Here is a 21,430-nt window from a genome sequence, read left to right as displayed (position 1 = left end):
TGAGGGGATTCCGCCGGACTCGCCGGGGCCACCCTCAAGCGCTGCTCGCTACACTTTCAAGGCGAACGCTTAGCGTCGCTTGGCCATCTCGTTGATGAAGCGGTCGAACAGCGGCGCTACATCGTTCGGGCCCGGGCTGGCTTCAGGGTGGCCCTGGAAGCTGAACGCGCTCTTGTCGGTACGCTCGATACCCTGCAAGGTGCCGTCGAACAGCGACTTGTGGATCGCCCGGACGTTACCCGGCAGCGTGGCTTCATCCACGGCAAAGCCGTGGTTCTGGCTGGTGATCATGACCACGCCGGTATCCAGGTCCTGGACCGGGTGGTTGGCACCGTGGTGGCCATGCCCCATCTTCAGGGTCTTGGCGCCGGAGGCCAGGGCCAGCAGTTGGTGCCCCAGGCAGATGCCGAATACCGGAATCTCGGTCTCGAGGACTTCCTTGATCGCCTTGATTGCGTAGTCGCAAGGCTCGGGATCACCAGGGCCGTTGGACAGGAACACGCCATCTGGATTGAGAGCCAGGACGTCGCTCGCCGGCGTCTGGGCAGGCACCACGGTCACGCGGCAGCCACGCTCGACCAACATGCGCAGAATGTTCAGCTTGACGCCGTAGTCGTAGGCAACCACGTGGTACGGCAGATCAGCGGCTTCGATGGTTGCGTGGCTGTCGGTCTTCAGATCCCAGACAGTCGAACGCCATTCGTAGCTTTGCTTGGTGCTGACGACTTTCGCCAGGTCCATGCCTTTCAGGCCCGGGAATCCACGGGCTGCTGCAATCGCCGCTTCTTCGGAGATGTTGTCACCGGCCATGATGCAGCCGTTCTGCGCGCCTTTCTCACGCAGGATGCGCGTCAGGCGACGGGTATCGATACCGGCGATCGCCACCACATTGTTGGCTTTCAGGTAATCAGACAGGGACAGGGTGTTACGCCAGTTGCTGGCCACCAGCGGCAGATCACGAATGACCAGGCCTGCCGACCAGACGCGGTCGGACTCGGCATCTTCCGGCGTGGTGCCGGTGTTGCCGATGTGGGGATAAGTCAGGGTAACGATTTGCTGGGCGTAGGAAGGATCGGTAAGGATTTCCTGATAGCCGGTCATTGCGGTGTTGAACACCACCTCACCAACGGTTTGACCGTCGGCTCCAATGGCTTCGCCACGAAAAATGCTGCCATCAGCAAGGGCGAGTATGGCTGGCTTAGTCAAGAAGACCTCCCGTAAATAGAGCCTGAAAGGGCGATCGCAGGTTGCAAAAAAGCGGAATGACGTATAGACACGTCACCCCGCTTCTTCGTCGAATTATCTGCGCGCTTTTAGTGGACACACTAAAGCTGTAGCTTACAGAAAAAGGCTTTTTCGGTCCACCGCTAATGAGCCCTAAAGGCAGAGGAATGCGACAGAACATCGCCTAGCGGTGCGAGGCGGGGTTGAAGGACAACCTCAACCCCACTTCAGATGCTTCTCAACGCAGATCCAGCACATCCTGCATGTCGTAAAGACCCGCCTCTCGACCATCCAGCCACAGGGCAGCACGTACCGCCCCCTTGGCGAACGTCATGCGACTGGAAGCCTTGTGAGTGATCTCCAGGCGCTCACCCTCGGTGGCGAACAACACCGTGTGATCCCCTACCACATCGCCGCCACGCACAGTGGCAAAGCCAATAGTTTCACGCTCACGCGCACCGGTATGACCTTCACGACCATAAACCGCCACCTGCTGCAGATCGCGCCCCAAGGCATTGGCGATCACTTCACCCATGCGCAGGGCCGTGCCCGACGGTGCATCGATCTTGTGTCGGTGATGGGCTTCGATGATTTCGATGTCCGCGTCATCACCCAGGACCCGCGCCGCCATATCCAGCAGCTTCAGCGACAGGTTGACCCCAACGCTGAAGTTGGCGGCGAAGACGATGGGAATATCCTTGCTCGCCTCGACCAGCAACTGCTTTTCCTTACCCCCAAGACCAGTGGTGCCAATCACCATGGCCTTGCCCGCCTTGCGGCAGAACGCCAGGTTCTTGAGCATCACCTCCGGCAAGGTAAAGTCGATCAGCACATCGAACTCATCAACGACTTTTTCCAGGCTGTCGGACATTGGCACGCCAAGACGCCCAAGAGACGCCAGCTCACCCGCATCCGCACCGACCAGCGAACTGCCCGGCCGAACGATCGCCGCCGTCAGACCGGAGAGCGGAGAGCGCAGCTGCACGGCCTCGACCAAAGTCTTGCCCATGCGCCCTGCGGCCCCCATCACAGCTATACGTCGCATGCCCTACTCCTTACAGGTCGCCGAAGAAGCGCTTGACGCCCTCGAACCAGCCAGTGGTTTTCGGCGAGTGAGAGTTATCACCATCCAGCGAACCACGCAGCTCTTCCAGCAACTCCCGCTGACGACGACTCAGATTCACCGGCGTCTCTACCGCTACCCGACACATCAGGTCGCCAGCACCGCCACCACGCACAGGAGCAACGCCCTTGCCGCGAATCCGGAACTGCTTGCCAGTCTGAGTCCCCTCGGGAATCTTCAGCTTGACCCGACCATCCAGGGTCGGAATCTCCAGCTCACCGCCCAACGCCGCATCGACGAAACTGATGGGCACTTCACAGAACAGATGCTTGCCGTCGCGCTGGAAGATCGCGTGCTCACGCACATTGATCACCACATAGAGGTCGCCGGTCGGACCACCCTGGGTTCCCGCCTCACCCTCACCGGAAAGACGAATACGATCCCCGGTATCGACACCGGCCGGCACTTTGACCGACAGCGTCTTGTACTCCTCGACACGACCCTCGCCGCGGCACGAATCGCACGGATCGGAAATGATCTTGCCCTGGCCATGGCAACGCGGGCAGGTCTGCTGCACCGAGAAGAAGCCCTGCTGCATGCGCACCTGACCAATGCCGCCGCAAGTCGGGCAAGTCACAGGTGACGAGCCTTTCTTGGCTCCCGAGCCATCGCAAGGCTTGCAATTGACCAGCGTCGGCACACGGATATTGACCGTGGTGCCACGCACCGCCTCTTCCAGATTCAGTTCCAGGGTGTAACGCAGATCGCTGCCGCGCTGCGCGCCGCCGCGGGAACCACCGCGACCACCACCGAAGAAATCACTGAACACATCACCGAAGATATCGGAGAAATTCTGACCACCGAAACCGGCACCGCCGCCGCCCATGCTAGGGTCGACACCGGCATGACCGTACTGGTCATACGCTGCACGCTTACTGGAATCGGACAGCACTTCGTAGGCCTCGTTGGCCTCCTTGAACATGTCCTCCGACGCTTTGTCGCCGGGATTACGATCCGGGTGATGCTTCATCGCCAGGCGGCGGTAAGCCTTTTTCAGCTCCGCTTCGCTGGAGCCGCGCTCCACACCCAACACTTCGTAATAGTCACGCTTTGCCATAAGTCTTTGCACTCTTAAGGACGTCCGGCAAACCCTCCTGAGCTCTGCCAAACTCGCTGAGCCCCAATACAGGCCCGGACCCAACTCACGTCAATTCAACGATCCTGGTCTTGGATAGACGACCCGATTGCAGGTCGACGACTGCGGTCGTCGCAACCGGAAAGCAGGAGCTTCTCCGACCCGACCGCCAGCGCACAAACGGAGGTTGTACGCCGTCAAAAATTCACTGACTCCAGACACGCCAACGCGGGAGCAAGCTCCCGCGCGGCGACATCCTACCAGTCACCGCCCAAAGGCAGTCAACCGGCCGACCAACAAGCTATTACTTGTGCTCTTTAACTTCTTCGAACTCTGCATCAACAACGTCATCGGCTTTTTCAGCGGACTCGGCGTGTGGGGCCGCGCCCTCTGCAGGCTGAGCCTGCTCGGCGTACATCTTCTGAGCAACCGGAGCCGAGACTTTCGACAGCTCTTCGACCTTGGCTTCGATGGCAGCCTTGTCGTCGCCTTTGACAGCGGCTTCCAGGGCAACCACGGCAGCTTCAATGGCCGTCTTTTCTTCTGCGGTGACTTTGTCACCGGCGTCGGCCACCATCTTGCGAGTCGAGTGCACCAGCGCATCACCCTGGTTACGGGCAGTGGCCAGCTCTTCGAACTTGCGATCCTCTTCCGAGTTGGCTTCAGCATCACGGATCATCTGCTGGATTTCTTCATCCGACAGACCGGAGTTGGCCTTGATCACGATCGACTGAGTCTTGCCGGTAGCCTTGTCCTTCGCACCTACGTGCAGAATGCCGTTGGCGTCGATGTCGAAGGTCACTTCGATCTGCGGCACGCCACGTGGAGCAGGTGGAATGTCGGTCAGGTCGAACTTGCCCAGGGACTTGTTCTGCGCCGCTTGCTTACGCTCGCCCTGCAGTACGTGAATGGTCACTGCGCCCTGGTTGTCATCGGCTGTCGAGAACACTTGCGATTTCTTGGTTGGAATCGTGGTGTTTTTCTCGATCAGCGCGGTCATCACGCCACCCATGGTTTCGATACCCAGGGTCAGCGGGCTAACGTCCAGCAGCAGCACGTCCTTCACGTCACCGGCCAGTACCGCACCCTGGATCGCAGCACCCATGGCGACCGCTTCGTCCGGGTTGACGTCCTTGCGAGCTTCTTTACCGAAGAAGTCGGTTACGGCTTTCTGCACCAGCGGCATACGGGTCTGGCCGCCGACCAGGATCACGTCGTTGATCGAGCCAACGTCGATACCGGCATCCTTCAGAGCAATACGGCAAGGCTCGATGGTGCGCTGAACCAGGTCTTCAACCAGCGACTCCAGCTTGGCGCGGGAGATCTTCACGTTCAGGTGCTTAGGACCGGTGGCATCTGCAGTGATGTACGGCAGGTTCACGTCGGTCTGCTGGCTCGAGGACAGCTCGATCTTGGCTTTTTCCGCAGCTTCTTTCAGGCGCTGCATGGCCAGCGGGTCACCCTTGAGGTTCATGCCGCTTTCTTTCTTGAACTCATCAACCAGGTAGTCGATCAGGCGGATGTCGAAGTCTTCACCACCAAGGAAAGTGTCACCGTTGGTAGCCAGCACTTCAAACTGATGCTCGCCATCAACTTCAGCGATCTCGATCACGGAAACGTCGAAAGTACCGCCACCCAGGTCGTAAACGATTACGGTGTGATCGCCCTTGGCCTTGTCCATGCCGTAGGCCAGCGCGGCTGCGGTTGGTTCGTTGATGATGCGCTTGACGTCCAGACCAGCGATCCGACCGGCGTCCTTGGTGGCTTGACGCTGGCTGTCGTTGAAGTAGGCCGGAACGGTGATGACCGCTTCGGTCACGGCTTCGCCGAGGTAGTCTTCGGCGGTTTTCTTCATTTTCTTGAGGATTTCAGCCGAGATCTGTGGCGGCGCCATTTTCTGGCCGTTCACTTCGACCCAAGCGTCGCTGTTGTCAGCCTTGACGATCTTGTAAGGGACCATCTGGATATCTTTCTGCACAACTTCTTCGTCAAAACGACGACCGATAAGACGCTTCACTGCGTACAGGGTGTTGTGCGGGTTGGTCACAGCCTGACGCTTGGCCGACTGACCTACCAGAATCTCGCCATCGTTGGCGTACGCGATGATCGACGGCGTAGTACGCGCGCCTTCGGCGTTTTCGATAACTTTTACGTTGCCGTTTTCAAGAATGGAGACGCACGAGTTGGTGGTCCCCAAGTCAATACCGATAATTTTGCCCATGTTAACTCTCCCGAAACTTTGGATTTGGATGCCGCAGCCGTGGTGGCAAACTGCGGTAGCACTTAAACGCTTGACTGATAAATGGGGGCTCTACAGCCGTTTTCAAGCCTTTTCGTCAATCGAAGGCGAAACCGGTGCAGGAACCTTGCTGACCACGACCATGGCCGGGCGCAGCAGGCGACCATTGAGCTGATAGCCCTTCTGGAACACCTTGAGAACACTGTTGGGCTCAACGTCCGCGCTTTCCTGCATGGCCATGGCCTGGTGCTGTTCAGCGTTGAACGGCTCGCCGTGCGGGTCGATGGCTTCCAACTGATAACGCTTGAGGGTGTCGTGGAACATCTTCAAGGTCAGCTCGATGCCTTCGCGCATCGGGCGGATGCTCTCGTCGTCCGGATTGGACAGCTCCAGGCCGCGCTCCAGACTGTCGATCACCGGTAGCAGGTCGCCGGCAAATTTTTCAAGAGCGAATTTATGAGCTTTTTCCACGTCCTGCTCGGCGCGGCGGCGGACGTTCTGCAGATCAGCTGCAACACGCAATGCCTGATCCTGCGCACCAGCCAGCTGCTCTTCGAGCACTTGTACACGAGCCGCCAGGTCTTCACCCGAAGCCTCGGGAGCCTGATTGGCGTCTAGATTTTGCGTATCCAGAGTCTGTTCGTCAGCCATGAAATTCTCCTTTCAATATCTTCAGTGAGCCAGGCCCACTCTTCTGCCCTGCTATATGGGGTCGCATTTTCAGGGTTCAAGCCCGCCACCCCAGCAAAAGTCATCAGCCGTCAGGAAATCCCAATAACAGTGATTACCCAACGCGCTAAAAAGGTGAGTCATCCAAGCGAATCAAGCTAAGGGAAAGCATTGTCAGCCCAAAACAAAACACTGTATAAATAACCAGACATTTAGCTTGGGAGCGGCCTTCATGCTGGTGCACCTGTCCGTACACAATTACGCCATCGTCGAACACCTGGATCTGGAGCTGGATCGCGGGATGAGCGTCATCACCGGCGAAACCGGCGCCGGCAAGTCGATCATGCTCGACGCACTCGGCCTGACCCTGGGCGACCGGGCCGACAGCGGCGTGGTACGACCAGGAGCCGACAAGGCCGACATCCTCGCGACCTTCGACCTGGCGGACATTCCCGAGGCCCGCACCTGGCTGGCCGAGCGCGACCTGGACAACGACGGCCCCTGCATCCTGCGCCGGGTCATCACCGCCGAAGGGCGCTCACGCGGCTATATCAATGGCACGCCCTGCCCGCTTGGCGACCTCAAGGCACTGGGCGAGTTGCTGATAGACATCCACAGCCAGCACGAACACCAGTCACTGCTCAAAACCGATACCCATCGACGCCTGCTGGATGAATATGCCGGCGCTACCGATCTTGCCCGCCAGGTACAACTGGCAGCCCAACGCTGGCGCCAGACCCGCCAGGAACTGGAGCGTCTGTCCAATTCCGGCGATGAGCAGCGCGCCCGCCATCAACTGCTGAGCTATCAGCTTGAAGAGCTGGAGAATCTCGGCCTGGGAGAAAACGAACTCGAAGAGCTGGAGCAGGAGCACAAGAACCTGACCAACGCCGAAACCCTGCTGGGCATCTGCCGCCAGGTGGTCGAACAATGCAGCGAAAGTGACTCCGGCAATGTTCTCAACGCCTTGACCGTCAGCCTCAACCGCCTGTCCAGCATCGGCAACTCGACAGGATCATTAGGCGAGGCCACCAATCTGCTGGCCAGCGCCCAGATCCAGGTGGAAGAGGCCGTGGGCGAATTGAATCGCTTCCTCGATCACTTCGATGCCGACCCGGCACGCCTGCAACAGCTGGAGGAACGCCTGGACTCCATCTATACCCTGGCACGCAAGCATCGCATCCAACCCTTCGAGCTGGCGGCCATGCAGCAAACCCTACTGGATGAAATCGAAACACTGGACGCCAACGACGAGAGTATCGAGCGCCTCGGCGAGGAGCTGCAGTCCTTCGCCCGTCACTATCAGGAGAAAGCCCAGGAACTGAGTCGTTTGCGGGAGCAGGCGGCCACCGGGCTGGCCAGCGCGGTAGAACTGGAAATTCAGCGCCTGGGCATGCCCGGCGGACGCTTCACGATCGAGCTGCGAGCCAACACCAGCGATGAGCTGCTGCCCAATGGCCTGGAACAGGTCGAACTCCTGGTCAGTGCCAACCCGGGACAACCGCTCAAGGCGTTGGCCAAGGTCGCCTCGGGCGGCGAACTGTCACGTATCAGCCTGGCGATCCAGGTGATCACGGCACAAACCTCAAGAGTTCCTACCCTGGTTTTCGACGAAGTCGACGTAGGAATCGGCGGCCCGACTGCCGAGATCGTCGGCCAGTTGCTGCGGCGCCTCGGCGAGCGCGGCCAGGTGTTGACCGTCACTCACTTGCCACAGGTGGCCGCCCAGGGGCATCAACATCTGTTCGTGCACAAGGTACGTGGCAACAACGCAACTCATACTGCGGTTTCCAAATTGGGCAAAAACGAAAGAGTCGAGGAAATTGCACGAATGCTGGGCGGTATCGATTTGACCAAGGAGTCCCTGGCCCACGCCAAGAAAATGGTGGTGACCACCAAGGCCTGAGGCCGGCACGCTTCCTTTATATAGGCACAAAACACGAAGGCGACCCTGAGGTCGCCTTCGATCGTTTCACGACTATGCCAGTCGTGTGAGAGGCTTACTTCTTCTTGCGCACATACAGCACAAGATTGTGATCCACCAACTCGAAACCGTGCTTTTCGACAATCGCCTTCTGAAGCTTTTCGATTTCCTCGTCGAAGAATTCGATCACTTCACCAGACTCCACGTTGACCATATGGTCGTGGTGACCGCCATCCGCCAGCTCGAATACAGCGTGACCGCCATCAAAATTGTGGCGCACCACCAGTCCGGCTGCTTCGAATTGAGTCAGTACACGGTAAACCGTGGCCAGGCCCACATCCTCGCCAGCTTCCATCAGCGCCTTGTAGACATCCTCAGCGCTCATGTGCCGCTGCTCGGTGGAATCGAGCATTTGTAGAATTTTGACTCGCGGCAGAGTCACTTTGAGGCCGGCTTTACGTAGTTCGCTATTTTCAACCATGGTCAGCTTTCTCGCCGATGCTGCTTCGCAGCTTCTCTTAATGCGGGTATGATCGGGGTTTACGTTGTCCCAGCCAAGATAGTGGAAGTCGCCCACCGATGCAAAACACCAAGCTCTTGCTAACCAGTTTCACATTCGTGGGACTGCTCGCACTCGCCGGTTGTTCATTCCCCGGGGTTTACAAAATCGACATCCAGCAGGGCAATGTCGTGACGCAGGACATGATAGACCAGTTGCGCCCGGGAATGACCCGACGGCAAGTAAGGTTTATCATGGGCAACCCTCTGTTGACCGACACGTTCCATGCCGATCGCTGGGATTATCTCTACAGCCTGCAACCTGGCGGCGGTGAACGCCAACAGGAACGCGTCAGCCTGATCTTCAATGGCAACGACCAACTGGTCAGCTTGGCCGGCGACTTCATGCCCGGCGTGAGCCGCGACGAAGCCCTGCTTGGTAAAGAGAGCGGCAACACCGTTACCGCACCTGCCGAGAACGCCGAGAAGCCCAAAGCCGAGAAGCCGGTCAAACCGGGCTCGCTGCTGGACCAGATCCAGAAAGACGTGGATGGCGTCAAAACCGTACCAGTGCCTATTCCTGAACCACTGGATACCTCTCCGCAATAATTTGTGGCGAATGAAAAAGCCCGGGCATGCCCGGGCTTTTTATTACCTGTGGGTTCACTGTCCGCGCTTACGCGCCTGAGCGGCCTTGGCGGCACGCAAACGCCGAACCTCTTTCGGATCCGCCAGCAGCGGACGATAGATTTCGATTCGGTCCCCTGCCTGAACCAAATGCTGCTCAGGGTTCATGACCTGCTTGCCGAAGATACCCACTGGACAGTTCGCCAGATCCAACTCGGCAAAATGCTCACCTATGGAAGAAGCCAGTAGCGCACCACGCAGCGTCGAGCCCTGGGGCACCCATACAGTGATCAGCAACTGACGATCGACTGCGGCATAAACCACCTCGACCGAGATCAGGGACTCAGCCATGCAGTTGTTTGGCCCGCTGACAGAACGCATCCACCAGGGTATTAGCCGCCTGGTTGAACAGCGGTCCTAATGTGGCCCGCACCAAAGGCCCCGCATAATCGAAAGACAGATCGAGACTGATCTTGCAGGCCTTCTCTCCCAGCGGCTTGAACACCCACAGACCATGCAATTGATTGAACGGCCCCTCTTCCAGGTTCATTTCGATCGACTGCCCCGGCACCAGGGTATTACAGGTCACAAAACGCTGACTCATGCCGCCCTTGGCCACTGCCAGGCTGGCACGCATCCGTTCCTCGCTGTTCTCCAGCACCTCGGCCGAAGAGCACCAGGGCAAAAACTCCGGGTAACGGGCCACATCATTGACCAGGTCATAAAGGAATTGCGCCGGATAAGGCAAAAGGGCCGAACGTTGAATATGGGTCGTCATGTGAGCTTCATTTCCACAACTGGGCGGCAAACACCACAAGAATGCCGACGGGCGCCACATAGCGCATCAAAAACAAGGCCAAGGTGAACAACAACGGACTGCGCAACGACAACTCATCACGAACAGCCTCACGGCCCATCACCCAACCTGCAAACACCACGAAGCACAAACCGCCAAGAGGCAACATGATCCGCGAGGTGAAAAAATCGATCACACCAAAGAAATCCAGACCGCCGGCCGCGCCCCATCGATAGAGATGAAAAACGCCGCCTTCGTTCACGAAAAACTTGGCCTGCTGCCAGATATTGAAGGAGAACACCGTCCCCAATCCCACGAACCAGCAACTGAACGCCAACCAGAACGTCACCCAGCCGCGGCGGATTTTAGTCCTCTCGACGAGATAAGCCACCATCGGTTCCAACAAGGAAATGGCCGAGCTCCAAGCAGCAATCGCCACCAGGATAAAGAACACTACGCCCATAAGCTGGCCGAACGCCACATTGCCGAAGGCGAACGGCAAGCTGATGAACATCAAGCCTGGCCCCTCACTGGGGTTCAGCCCGGCAGCGAACACAATGGGGAACAAGGCCATTCCCGCCACCAGGGAAACAAAGGTGTCCAGCAGCGCCACCCCCACCACAGTGCCGGACAGCGACGAATGCTTCGGCATATAGGCGCCGTAGATCATGATCGAGCCGACACCAACACTGAGGGAAAAGAACGCATGCCCCATGGCCGGCAACAGCCCATCCAGTAGTCGGTCCAGGCTGAAGTCGAACATGAAATGCAGGCCCTGCATGAAGTGCCCGGTGGTCATGCTGTAACCCAGCAGCACCAGCAACATCACGAACAGCAGCGGCATCATGACCCGCAAACTGCGCTCCAGCCCCGCCACTACCCCCTTGGCAATCACCCAGGCCGATAGCAGCATGAACAGCGTGTGCCAGAAGGTCAGGCGCCAAGGGTCGGACGTCACGGCAGAGAAATACGCCCCGACCTGGCCCGCCGTCACACCTTGGAAATCCCCTCGCCCCATGTCGATGATGTAGTCCAGGGACCAACCACCCACCACGCTATAAAAGGAAAGAATCAGCAGCGCCGTGATCATTCCGGCGAAAGCGCCCCAAGACCACCTGGCCGAATGCCCAGCCTCCAGGGCGAGCATCTTCAAGGCATTCGCCGGGCTTTGACGGGCGCGGCGGCCAATCAGGGTTTCCGCCAGCATCACCGGCAACCCGATCAGCGCAATGCACGCCAGAAACACCAGGACAAAGGCACCACCACCATAGACGCCGACCATGTAGGGGAATTTCCAGATGCTCCCCAGGCCCACGGCCGAACCAGTTGCAGCGAGTATAAAGACCCAGCGGCTTGCCCAGCCGCCGTGGACAGAGACCCTGTCTGTCGACATCGTTAACGCGCCCAACCGAAAAAAAAGAGCGCGCATTGTCCGGGATTCAATCAACCTGCTCAAGCACGCTGCGTCACCGTAGCCGAGGCGCGCGCAACTCCCTATAATGCCGCCCCTATGGCTAAACAGAAGAAACACCCAACAGGGACCATCGCGCAAAACAAAAAGGCGCGTCACGATTACTTCATCGAACATCGGTTCGAGGCTGGACTGGTCCTGGCCGGCTGGGAAGTAAAGAGTCTGCGGGCGGGCAAGGCGCAACTGGTGGACAGTTACGTGCTGCTCAAGGATGGCGAGGCCTGGCTGTTCGGCAGCCATTTCACCCCGCTGACCACCGCCAGCACCCACGTCATTGCCGACCCGACCCGCACGCGCAAGCTGCTGCTCAACCAGCGCGAGCTGGAGAAGCTGTTCGCCGCCGTGCAGCAGAAGGGTTACGCCTGCGTCTGCCTTTCGCTCTACTGGAGCAAGCACCTGGTCAAGTGTGAAATTGCACTGGGCAAGGGCAAGAAGGAATACGACAAGCGTCATACCGAACGCGAGCGCGATTCCGATCGTGAGTTGCAGCGTGCGGTGCGGACCAAGGGCAAGGAAGACTGATCTTCCTGCCTTGAAGTCGCTTTCGCCGGCAAGCCGGCTCCTACAACACCCAGGTAGGAGTCGGCTTGCCGGCGATTTGCATTACATGCCCTTGCGCCGTTCGGCCCGGGCCACTCGCTGCACTTCCTGACGCACTTCCTCGAGCACTTCCTGCACATAGAGAATGTGCCGGCTGGAAATCTCCCGCGCCTCTTCGGCACGCCCTTCGATAATCGCCAGGTACAGGTCGCGATGCTGACTGATCAGCATGTCGCGGGTTTCCGTGCGCTGTTTGTACATGCCACCGATGTTGGTCACCACGTTGCGCTTGAGCAAGTCGAACAAGCCGCGAATGGTGTGCAGCAACACCGCGTTATGGCTGGCCTCGGCAATCGCCAGGTGGAACTTGGCATCGGCCGCGCCTTCCTCGGTACGGCTGACATCATCGGCCCGGGAGTAGCAATCCTGCAGCTCCTCGAAGGCTTGAGTCAGCCGCTCGCGATCCACCGCCGTCGCCCGCAACGCCGCGTAATAAGCGCAGGACGCTTCCAGGGTGTGGCGAAACTCCAGCAGGTCGCGCTGAGCATCCGTGTTGTTTTCCAGCAGGTGCAGCAGCGGGTCGCTGAAGGTCGAGCCCAGTGATTCCACCACATAGTTGCCACCGCCCTGACGACTGATCAGCAAGCCCTTGGCCGTGAGCTTCTGGATCGCCTCGCGCAGTGATGGGCGGGACACACCAAACTGCTCCGCCAGTGCACGCTCGGCCGGCAGCCGCTCACCGGCCTTCAAGGTGCCTTCGAGAATCATCCCTTCCAGGCGCTCGACAATATCGTCGGACAAACGGCGCTGGCGTATCTGATCAAACCCCATAACTCACTCTCCACCCTCCCGACCCTTCGCCGGGGGGCTCTATTCTGGCCTATTCACAGCGTGCCAACACCTGGCAGAACGCAGCCATTTGTACCCATCAGATGGCCGCCATATAGCGCATTCGACAAAAGTTTCAGGGCGGCAAATTGACACACCGTGCACAAGGCTTTTACCCTAGCCAACAGCGATTGTAAATTGGTCTTACCAATTAACCAAGACGCTAGCAGTGCCTGACCAACAACAATTAGGGGCCACCCCATTATGCAAACCTGGCAACAGCTCTATAGCCCGCTTGGCAGCCTCGGCCTGTCCGCCCTCGCCGCCGTTATCCCGATCGTGTTCTTCTTCCTGGCTCTGGCCGTGTTCCGCCTCAAAGGACACGTCGCCGGGAGTATCACCCTGGCCTTGTCGATCCTGGTGGCGATCTTCGCCTTCAAGATGCCCGCCGACATGGCCTTCGCTGCCGCTGGCTATGGATTTGCCTACGGTCTGTGGCCCATCGCCTGGATCATTGTCGCCGCCGTGTTCCTCTACAAACTGACCGTGAAGAGCGGCCAGTTTGAAATCATCCGCAGCTCGGTGCTGTCGATCACCGACGACCAGCGCCTGCAGGTGCTGCTGATCGGCTTCTGCTTCGGCGCCTTCCTCGAAGGCGCGGCCGGCTTCGGCGCACCCGTGGCGATTACCGCCGCCCTGCTGGTGGGCCTGGGTTTCAACCCGCTGTACGCCGCCGGTCTGTGCCTGATCGCCAACACCGCGCCCGTGGCCTTCGGCGCCCTGGGGATTCCGATCATCGTCGCCGGCCAGGTGACCGGCATCGACGCCTTCAAGATCGGCGCCATGACCGGCCGCCAACTGCCGCTGCTGTCGCTGTTCGTGCCGTTCTGGCTGGTGTTCATGATGGACGGCCTGCGCGGCGTCAAGGAAACCTGGCCCGCCGCCCTGGTCGCCGGCCTGAGCTTTGCCGTGACCCAGTACTTCACCTCGAACTTCATCGGCCCGGAACTGCCGGACATCACCTCGGCCCTGGCCAGCCTGATCTCCCTGACCCTGTTCCTGAAGATCTGGCAGCCCAAGCGCACCGCTGGCGCGCAGATCGCCGGTGCCACCTCCAGCGCGGCCGTGACCGCCAGCGCCGGCGGCTTCGGTCAGCCCCGCAGCACCGTCGCTTCGCCCTACAGCCTGGGGCAGATCTTCAAGGCCTGGTCGCCGTTCCTGATTCTCACCGTGCTGGTGACCATCTGGACCCTCAAGCCCTTCAAGGCGATGTTCGCCGCCGGCGGCTCGATGTACGGCTGGGTATTCAACTTCGCCATCCCGCACCTGGATCAGCTGGTGATCAAGATGGCGCCGATCGTGACCACGCCGACCGCCATTCCGGCGGTGTTCAAGCTCGACCCGATCTCCGCCACCGGCACGGCGATTTTCTTCTCCGCGCTGATCTCCATGCTGGTGCTGAAGATCGACATCAAAACTGGTCTGACCACTTTAAAAGAGACCTTCTACGAGCTGCGCTGGCCGATCCTGTCCATCGGCATGGTGCTGGCGTTCGCCTTCGTCACCAACTACTCGGGCATGTCCTCGACCATGGCCCTGGTCCTGGCGGCCACCGGTGCGGCATTCCCGTTCTTCTCGCCGTTCCTGGGCTGGCTCGGGGTGTTCCTCACCGGTTCCGATACCTCGTCCAATGCCCTGTTCAGCTCGCTGCAGGCCACCACCGCGCACCAGATCGGGGTCAATGACACCCTGCTGGTGGCGGCCAACACCAGCGGCGGCGTGACCGGCAAGATGATCTCGCCACAATCGATCGCCGTGGCCTGCGCCGCCACCGGCCTGGTGGGCAAGGAATCGGACCTGTTCCGCTTCACCCTCAAGCACAGCCTGTTCTTTGCCACTATTGTCGGCCTGATCACCCTGGCCCAGGCCTACTGGTTCACCGGCATGCTGGTGCACTAAGCGACACCGAAAGAACCGACGCCGCCCTCACCCGCGGCGTCCGCATTCACCACCCGGTCTGCAAGGCTGCTGAAAGCTTGCTGGTTTATCTTTCAGCCGCCGCAACGGACGAATAACCGGGACCACCCGGAGACACGCCTGATGAGCGAGCTTTTCTACAACGCCGTGCCCAATGCGACCCGCGTCGCACCGCCGCTGGCCGAACCCCGGCAGTATCCCAGCGCGAAACCTGCGCGGGTCTACCTGTTCGGCACCTGTGTGGTCGACCTGTTCTATCCCGAAGCCGGGATGGATGCGATTCACCTGCTGGAGCGCGAAGGCATTCGCGTGGACTACCCGCAAGGGCAAAGCTGCTGCGGACAGCCGGCCTACACCTCGGGCTACACCGAGCAGGCGCGCACCGTGGCCCGCTCGCAACTGGCGCTGTTTGCCGGCGACTATCCGGTGGTGGTGCCGTCAGGCTCCTGCGCGGGCATGATCCGCGAGCACTACGCGGACTTGTTCAAGGACGAGCCCGAAACCCTGAAACAAGTGCAGGCGCTGGCCGCCCGCACCTACGAACTGGCCGAGTTCCTGCTGCACGTGTGCAAGGTGCAACTCAAGGACAGCGGCGCGCCGATCAAGGTGGCGCTGCACACCTCCTGCTCGGCCCGCCGGGAAATGAACACCCACCTGCACGGCCGTGAGTTGCTGTCACAGCTGAGCAATGTGGAACGGGTAGAACACAGCCACGAAAGCGAATGCTGTGGCTTTGGCGGGACTTTCAGCGTCCGAATGCCGGACATCTCCGGCGCCATGGTCGCGGACAAGACCCGGGCGCTGAAGGAATCCGGCGCGCATCAGGTACTGAGTGCCGACTGCGGCTGCCTGATGAACATCAACGGCGCCCTGGAAAAGCAACACGAGGCATTGCGCGGCCAGCACCTGGCGAGCTTCCTCTGGCAACGTACCGGAGGTGCACAATGAGCACCCCCGAGCTGATTCCGACCACGACGCTGTCGGACGATTTTCGCACCCGGGCCCACCAGGCACTGGGTGACCAACAACTGCGAAACAACTTTCGCAGTGCCATGGATTCACTCATGGCCAAGCGTGCGGCCTCGTTCAGTGATGCCCACGAAAGAGAACACCTGCGCGCCCTGGGCAACGCGATTCGCGCCCGGGCGTTGTCCAAGCTGCCCGACCTGCTCGAGCGCCTGGAACAGAACCTGACCCGCAACGGTGTGACTGTGCACTGGGCGGAAACGGTGGACGAAGCCAATGGCATCGTCCTCTCGATCATCCGCGCTCACGAGGCGCGGCAAGTGATCAAGGGCAAATCGATGGTCAGCGAAGAGATGGAAATGAACCATGTCCTCGCTGAACAAGGCATTGAATGCCTTGAGTCGGACATGGGCGAGTTCATCGTCCAGCTCGACCACGAGAAGCCTTCACACATCATTATGCCGGCGATCCACAAGAATGCCGGTCAGGTCGCGTCCTTGTTCCACGACAAACTCGGCGTGGAGTACACCAAGGACGTTGACCAACTCATTCAGATCGGTCGCAAGGTGTTGCGGCAGAAATTCTTCGAAGCCGATATCGGTGTCTCCGGCGTCAACTTCGCCGTGGCCGAGACCGGCACCCTGCTGCTGGTGGAAAACGAAGGCAACGGGCGCATGTCCACCACTGTGCCGCCAGTGCACATTGCCGTCACCGGGATCGAGAAAGTCGTCGAGAACCTGCGCGACGTGGTGCCGCTGCTGTCACTGCTGACCCGCTCGGCCCTCGGCCAGCCCATCACCACCTACGTCAACATGATCTCCGGCCCGCGCAAAGCGCATGAGCTGGACGGCCCCCAGGAAGTGCACCTGGTGCTGCTGGACAACGGCCGCAGCCAGGCCTTTGCCGACAGTGAACTGCGCCAGACCCTGAACTGCATCCGCTGCGGCGCCTGCATGAACCACTGCCCTGTCTACACCCGGATCGGCGGCCACACCTACGGCGAGGTCTACCCGGGACCGATCGGCAAGATCATCACCCCGCACATGGTTGGCCTGGCCAAGGTCCCGGATCACCCCAGCGCCTCGTCGCTGTGCGGTGCCTGTGGCGAAGTCTGCCCGGTGAAGATCCCGATCCCGGCGCTGCTGCGACGCCTGCGGGAAGAGAACGTCAAGGCTCCGGACAGCCCGCATCAAGTGATGCGCGGCCAGGGCAGCAAGTACTCGCGCAAGGAGCGTTTGATCTGGAACGCCTGGGCCCGCCTCAACAGCTCGCCGACCCTGTACCGCCTGTTCAGCCTGGCCGCCACCCGGCTACGCGCCCTGACCCCGAGCAAGGTCGGCCCCTGGACGCAGAACCACAGCGCGCCAAAACCCGCCGCCCGGTCGCTGCATGATCTGGCCCGTGAGCACCTGGACAAGCAGGGAGACCGCTGATGAGCGCGAAACACAAGATCCTCGCCAAGCTGCGCAACAGCCTGACCGGCACCACGCCGATTGTGGATAACTTCGACGAGGCGCTGGTCACCGAGCCTTACAGCTACACGGCGGAACAACGCATCCCGCAGCTGCGCAAACAGATGGAAGCGGTGCACACCGAAATCCACCTGAGCACCGGCGCCGATTACCCAGAGTTGCTCGCCCGCCTGCTGCAGGAGCGCCAGCTGCCCAGCCTGCTGATCGCCCCGAGCACGCCCCACGGCCAGCGGGTTACCCAGCACTGGGCCGAGCACCCGCAATTGCCGGCGCTCAAGGCCTACGACCGGCCGGTGGAAGAGTGGAAAGCCGAGCTGTTCAACGACACCCCGGCCAGCCTCACCGGCACCCTGGGCGCGATCGCCGCCACCGGCAGCCTGATCCTCTGGCCGACCCGGGAAGAACCGCGGCTGATGAGCCTGGTGCCGCCGGTGCATTTCGCCCTGCTCAAGGCCAGCGAGATCCGCGACAACTTCTATCAGGTGCAGCAACAGATGAACTGGGCCGCCGGCATGCCGACCAACGCGCTGCTGGTATCCGGCCCGTCGAAGACAGCTGATATCGAACAAGTCCTGGCTTACGGCGCCCACGGCCCGAAAGACCTGGTGGTGCTGATCCTGGAGGACCAATGAGCCTGCCAGCTGCTTTTCTGCGTGATGCCCAGCAACTGATTCCCCAGGAGCGGCGCTTCGACGATCCGCTCTCGACCCTGGCCTTCGGCACCGACGCCAGCTTCTACCGACTGATCCCCAAGCTGGTGATCCGCGTCGAGTCCGAAGATGAAGTGGTGGCCCTGCTCCAACTGGCCCAGCGCGACCGAGTGCCGGTGACCTTCCGCGCCGCCGGCACCAGCCTGTCCGGGCAGGCCATCAGCGACTCGGTGCTGATCGTTCTGGGGGATAACTGGAACGGCAAGGAAATTCGCCACCAGGGTTCGCAGATCCGCCTGCAACCCGGAGTGATCGGCGCTCAGGCCAATGCCTGGCTGGCGCCGTTCGGGCGCAAGATCGGCCCTGACCCGGCCTCGATCAACGCCTGCAAGATCGGCGGCATCGTCGCCAACAACGCCAGCGGCATGTGCTGCGGCACCGCGCAGAACACCTATCACACCCTGGCCGGCATCCGCCTGGTGCTGGCCGATGGCACCCGGCTGGACACCGAGGATGCCGCCAGCGTCGCGGCCTTCCGCGCCAGCCATGGCCCGCTGCTGGAGCGCCTGGCGGAACTGGGTCGTAGCACCCGCGCCAACAGCGAACTGGCGGCGAAGATCCGCCACAAATACCGGCTGAAAAACACCACCGGCCTGTCCCTCAATGCCCTGGTGGATTTCGACGAACCGCTGGATATCCTCAGCCACCTGCTGGTGGGTTCCGAGGGCACCCTGGGCTTTATCAGCGCGGTGACCTACGACACGGTGGTCGACCACCCGCACAAGGCCTCGGCGCTGATCGTCTTCCCCGATGTGGAAACCTGCTGCAACGCGGTGACCGTGCTCAAGAACCAGCCGGTGTCGGCGGTGGAACTGCTGGACCGCCGCAGCCTGCGTTCGGTGCAGGACAAGCCCGGCATGCCGGCCTTCGTCCAACAACTCTCGGCCAATGCCTGTGCACTGCTGATCGAATCCCGTGCCGCGTCCTTGTCGCTGCTGCACGAGCAACTGGCGCAGATCATGAATTCCCTGGCCGCCTTCCCGGTGGAAAAACAGGTGGACTTCACCGAAGACCCGCAGGAAAACGCCAAGCTCTGGGCGATCCGCAAGGACACCTTCCCGGCGGTGGGCGCGGTGCGCAAGACCGGCACCACGGTGATCATCGAAGACGTGACCTTCCCCGTGGAACAGCTGGCCATCGGCGTCAACCGCCTGATCGAGCTGTTCGACAAGCACCACTACGACGAAGCGATCCTGTTCGGCCACGCCCTGGAGGGCAACCTGCACTTCGTCTTCACCCAGGGCTTCAACAGCAGCGATGAAGTGAACCGCTACCAGGCGTTCATGGACGATGTGGCGCAACTGGTGGCGGTGGAATTCGGCGGCTCGCTGAAGGCCGAACACGGCACCGGACGCAACATGGCGCCCTTCGTCGAGCTGGAATGGGGCAGCGACGCCTACCAGCTGATGTGGCAGCTCAAGCGCCTGTTGGACCCCAACGGCATCCTCAACCCGGACGTGGTACTCAGCGAAGACCCGCAGATCCACCTGAAGAATCTCAAGCCGCTGCCGGCGGCCGACGAGATTGTGGATAAGTGCATCGAGTGCGGTTTCTGCGAGCCAGTGTGTCCGTCCAAGGGACTGACCCTGAGCCCGCGCCAGCGCATCGTCATCTGGCGCGACATCCAGGCACGCAAACGCGCCGGCATCGACACCTCCGAGCTGGAAGCGGCCTATCAGTACCAGGGCATCGACACCTGCGCCGCCACCGGCCTGTGCGCCCAGCGCTGCCCGGTGGGCATCAACACCGGTGAGCTGGTGAAGAAACTGCGCAGCGAGCACGCCACTCACAGCGGCACCGCCGACTGGCTCAGTTCGCACTTCGCCAGCACCTTGCAGGGCGCCCGCCTCACCCTGCACGTGGCCAATGGCGCACGCATGCTCTTGGGCGCGCCGCGCCTGAGCAAGCTGTCGGCGAGCCTGACGCGCCTGTCCAAAGGCCGGGTGCCGCAGTGGAACAACGCCATGCCGCAGCCAGAAAAGGTCATCCGTTTCAGCCCGGCGGTAAGCGATGCACGCCCTCGGGTGGTGTACCTGGCGGCCTGCGTGTCCCGCGTTATGGGGCCCGCGGCAGGCGACCAGGAACAAAGCTCACTCTACGAAAAAACCCGCGGCCTGCTGGAAAAGGCCGGCTATCAGGTAGTACTGCCGGACAACCTGGACAACCTCTGCTGCGGCCAGCCCTTCGCTTCCAAGGGCTACACCACCCAGGCCGAAGACAAGCGCCAGGAACTGATCGGCGCCCTGCTCCACGCCAGCCGTGGCGGCCTCGACCCGATCTACTGCGACACCAGCCCCTGCACCCTGCGCCTGGTGCAAGACCTGGGGGACGTGCGCCTGGACCTCTATGACCCGGTGCGCTTCATCCGCACCCACCTGCTGGAGCGCCTGGAATTCACCCCTCAGGAAGCGCCGATCGCCGTGCACGTCACCTGCAGCACCCAGCACCTGGGCGAAAGCCAGGCGCTGATCGAACTGGCCCGACGCTGCAGCAAACAGGTGGTGATTCCCGAAGGCATCCACTGCTGCGGCTTCGCCGGCGACAAGGGCTTCACCACGCCCGAGCTCAATGCCCACTCCCTGCGCAGCCTCAAGGACGCGGTGCAATATTGCAGCGAAGGCATCTCCACCAGCCGCACCTGTGAAATCGGCCTCAGCCAGCATGGCGGGATCGACTATCACGGGCTGGTGTACCTGGTGGACCGGGTGACCCGGGCCAAGACAGTCTGACCTAAGGGACGGCTTAACAAGGGGCGGATTCGCCCCTTTTTTGTGCCTGCTTGAACGCGATAACGGCGGCTGCGTTTGATCGCAAAAAAAACCGAACCCCGGCAGCCGATCAGGGTCCATTTTTCAGGCCCGCACTCAAAGGGCTTAGCCCCACTCGGCCGCCCGTCCTGTTGACCGGCAGCACCGAGCCCCTGCAATCAAGGAGATCACCATGAAGCGTTCCGCACTGGCTGGACTGTTCATTACCGTCGCGATGCTGGCCTCCCCGGTGTTTGCCGCCGGGCAAGAGGACCTGTGCCAGATCAACCTGCAAAAAATCAGAGACGCCAAGGTCAGCACCGAAGCCATGAGCTCGGACCTGAGCAGCGACATTCACGCCACGGTGCAGCAAGCCACCGCCGAGCACGCCAAAGGCACCGAGCAAGGCACCAAGAACTGCATCTCCCTGACCACCCAGGCGCTACAGCGCTTGCAGAACAACACCAAGGGCGATCAGTAGGCCGTTGCATTGGCCAACCTTCGGGTTGGCCTTCTGCGCTCGCTTAGCGTAGAATCCGTCCAC

General features: G+C 60.8%; 19 protein-coding genes. 9 read left to right on the top strand and 10 right to left on the bottom strand.

All coding sequences use genetic code 11. The annotated features are described in order from the left end of the window. Positions 1-69 precede the first annotated feature (69 nt). From carA to grpE, 5 genes are all read right to left on the bottom strand, one after another. Positions 70-1,206, bottom strand: a complete 1,137-nt coding sequence (carA, locus tag DNK59_RS03845) for a glutamine-hydrolyzing carbamoyl-phosphate synthase small subunit (RefSeq protein WP_110722338.1) — start codon at positions 1,204-1,206, stop codon at positions 70-72. 256 nt (positions 1,207-1,462) lie between these two features. Next, positions 1,463-2,269: a 4-hydroxy-tetrahydrodipicolinate reductase gene (gene dapB, locus DNK59_RS03840; protein WP_110722337.1), complete on the bottom strand. Its 807-nt coding sequence runs from the start codon at positions 2,267-2,269 to the stop codon at positions 1,463-1,465. Positions 2,270-2,279: 10 nt separating this feature from the next. After that, positions 2,280-3,404 (bottom strand): molecular chaperone DnaJ, encoded by a 1,125-nt coding sequence (dnaJ, locus tag DNK59_RS03835; RefSeq protein ID WP_016967224.1) that lies wholly within the window; start codon positions 3,402-3,404, stop codon positions 2,280-2,282. A gap of 322 nt (positions 3,405-3,726) precedes the next feature. Next, a complete protein-coding gene (gene dnaK / locus DNK59_RS03830) occupies positions 3,727-5,643 on the bottom strand; it encodes a molecular chaperone DnaK (protein ID WP_110722336.1) in 1,917 nt (638 codons plus the stop codon). Positions 5,644-5,745: 102 nt separating this feature from the next. Continuing rightward, the gene (gene grpE / locus DNK59_RS03825; RefSeq protein ID WP_047301678.1) at positions 5,746-6,312 is read right to left on the bottom strand and encodes a nucleotide exchange factor GrpE; all 567 of its coding nucleotides are present in this window, start codon (positions 6,310-6,312) and stop codon (positions 5,746-5,748) included. Between the two features lie 250 nt (positions 6,313-6,562). On the opposite strand from grpE, the gene recN reads away from it, so the two are divergent. Further along, positions 6,563-8,236 carry a DNA repair protein RecN gene (gene recN, locus DNK59_RS03820; RefSeq protein ID WP_092319484.1) on the top strand — a complete coding sequence of 558 codons (1,674 nt, stop codon included), beginning with the start codon at positions 6,563-6,565 and terminating at the stop codon, positions 8,234-8,236. 94 nt (positions 8,237-8,330) lie between these two features. Here the strand turns inward: recN and fur are convergent, their stop codons facing one another. Beyond that, a complete protein-coding gene (gene fur, locus DNK59_RS03815; RefSeq protein ID WP_011059185.1) occupies positions 8,331-8,735 on the bottom strand; it encodes a ferric iron uptake transcriptional regulator in 405 nt (134 codons plus the stop codon). A 98-nt stretch (positions 8,736-8,833) separates the two neighbouring features. On the opposite strand from fur, the gene DNK59_RS03810 reads away from it, so the two are divergent. Then, complete coding sequence (locus DNK59_RS03810) at positions 8,834-9,361, top strand: outer membrane protein assembly factor BamE (protein WP_060837477.1); 528 nt, start codon at positions 8,834-8,836, stop codon at positions 9,359-9,361. A gap of 54 nt (positions 9,362-9,415) precedes the next feature. On the opposite strand, the gene DNK59_RS03805 is transcribed toward DNK59_RS03810, so the two are convergent. From DNK59_RS03805 to DNK59_RS03795, 3 genes are read right to left on the bottom strand one after another with little or no spacing between them, the layout of a single operon-like run. Beyond that, the gene (locus DNK59_RS03805) at positions 9,416-9,730 is read right to left on the bottom strand and encodes an RnfH family protein (RefSeq protein ID WP_110722335.1); all 315 of its coding nucleotides are present in this window, start codon (positions 9,728-9,730) and stop codon (positions 9,416-9,418) included. Then, positions 9,723-10,157: a type II toxin-antitoxin system RatA family toxin gene (locus DNK59_RS03800; protein WP_016967218.1), complete on the bottom strand. Its 435-nt coding sequence runs from the start codon at positions 10,155-10,157 to the stop codon at positions 9,723-9,725. Before DNK59_RS03800 ends, DNK59_RS03805 begins: the two co-directional genes overlap by 8 nt. A gap of 7 nt (positions 10,158-10,164) precedes the next feature. After that, positions 10,165-11,568: a sodium-dependent transporter gene (locus tag DNK59_RS03795; protein WP_110722493.1), complete on the bottom strand. Its 1,404-nt coding sequence runs from the start codon at positions 11,566-11,568 to the stop codon at positions 10,165-10,167. A gap of 117 nt (positions 11,569-11,685) precedes the next feature. Here DNK59_RS03795 and smpB point away from each other — a divergent pair, with 117 nt between their 5' ends. Then, the gene (gene smpB / locus DNK59_RS03790; RefSeq protein WP_022642145.1) at positions 11,686-12,168 is read left to right on the top strand and encodes an SsrA-binding protein SmpB; all 483 of its coding nucleotides are present in this window, start codon (positions 11,686-11,688) and stop codon (positions 12,166-12,168) included. An 81-nt stretch (positions 12,169-12,249) separates the two neighbouring features. On the opposite strand, the gene DNK59_RS03785 is transcribed toward smpB, so the two are convergent. Next, the gene (locus DNK59_RS03785) at positions 12,250-13,017 is read right to left on the bottom strand and encodes a GntR family transcriptional regulator (RefSeq protein ID WP_092319477.1); all 768 of its coding nucleotides are present in this window, start codon (positions 13,015-13,017) and stop codon (positions 12,250-12,252) included. Between the two features lie 261 nt (positions 13,018-13,278). Here DNK59_RS03785 and DNK59_RS03780 point away from each other — a divergent pair, with 261 nt between their 5' ends. From DNK59_RS03780 to DNK59_RS03755, 6 genes are all read left to right on the top strand, one after another. Next, positions 13,279-14,973, top strand: a complete 1,695-nt coding sequence (locus DNK59_RS03780; protein WP_110722334.1) for a lactate permease LctP family transporter — start codon at positions 13,279-13,281, stop codon at positions 14,971-14,973. Between the two features lie 141 nt (positions 14,974-15,114). Beyond that, positions 15,115-15,939 (top strand): (Fe-S)-binding protein, encoded by an 825-nt coding sequence (locus tag DNK59_RS03775; protein ID WP_110722333.1) that lies wholly within the window; start codon positions 15,115-15,117, stop codon positions 15,937-15,939. Continuing rightward, the gene (locus DNK59_RS03770) at positions 15,936-17,390 is read left to right on the top strand and encodes a LutB/LldF family L-lactate oxidation iron-sulfur protein (protein ID WP_110722332.1); all 1,455 of its coding nucleotides are present in this window, start codon (positions 15,936-15,938) and stop codon (positions 17,388-17,390) included. Before DNK59_RS03775 ends, DNK59_RS03770 begins: the two co-directional genes overlap by 4 nt. Further along, on the top strand, positions 17,390-18,061 hold the full coding sequence (locus tag DNK59_RS03765) for a lactate utilization protein (RefSeq protein ID WP_110722331.1): 672 nt from the start codon (positions 17,390-17,392) through the stop codon (positions 18,059-18,061). Before DNK59_RS03770 ends, DNK59_RS03765 begins: the two co-directional genes overlap by 1 nt. After that, a complete protein-coding gene (locus DNK59_RS03760) occupies positions 18,058-20,868 on the top strand; it encodes an FAD-binding and (Fe-S)-binding domain-containing protein (protein WP_110722330.1) in 2,811 nt (936 codons plus the stop codon). Before DNK59_RS03765 ends, DNK59_RS03760 begins: the two co-directional genes overlap by 4 nt. A gap of 211 nt (positions 20,869-21,079) precedes the next feature. Further along, complete coding sequence (locus DNK59_RS03755; RefSeq protein WP_110722329.1) at positions 21,080-21,367, top strand: hypothetical protein; 288 nt, start codon at positions 21,080-21,082, stop codon at positions 21,365-21,367. The last annotated feature ends 63 nt before the right edge of the window (positions 21,368-21,430 follow it).

The organism is Pseudomonas sp. TKO26 (genome assembly GCF_003225665.1).
Lineage (GTDB): Bacteria > Pseudomonadota > Gammaproteobacteria > Pseudomonadales > Pseudomonadaceae > Aquipseudomonas > Aquipseudomonas saponiphila.
Note: the sequence above shows the minus strand (reverse complement) of the source record. Positions and strands in the feature narration are given on the sequence as shown.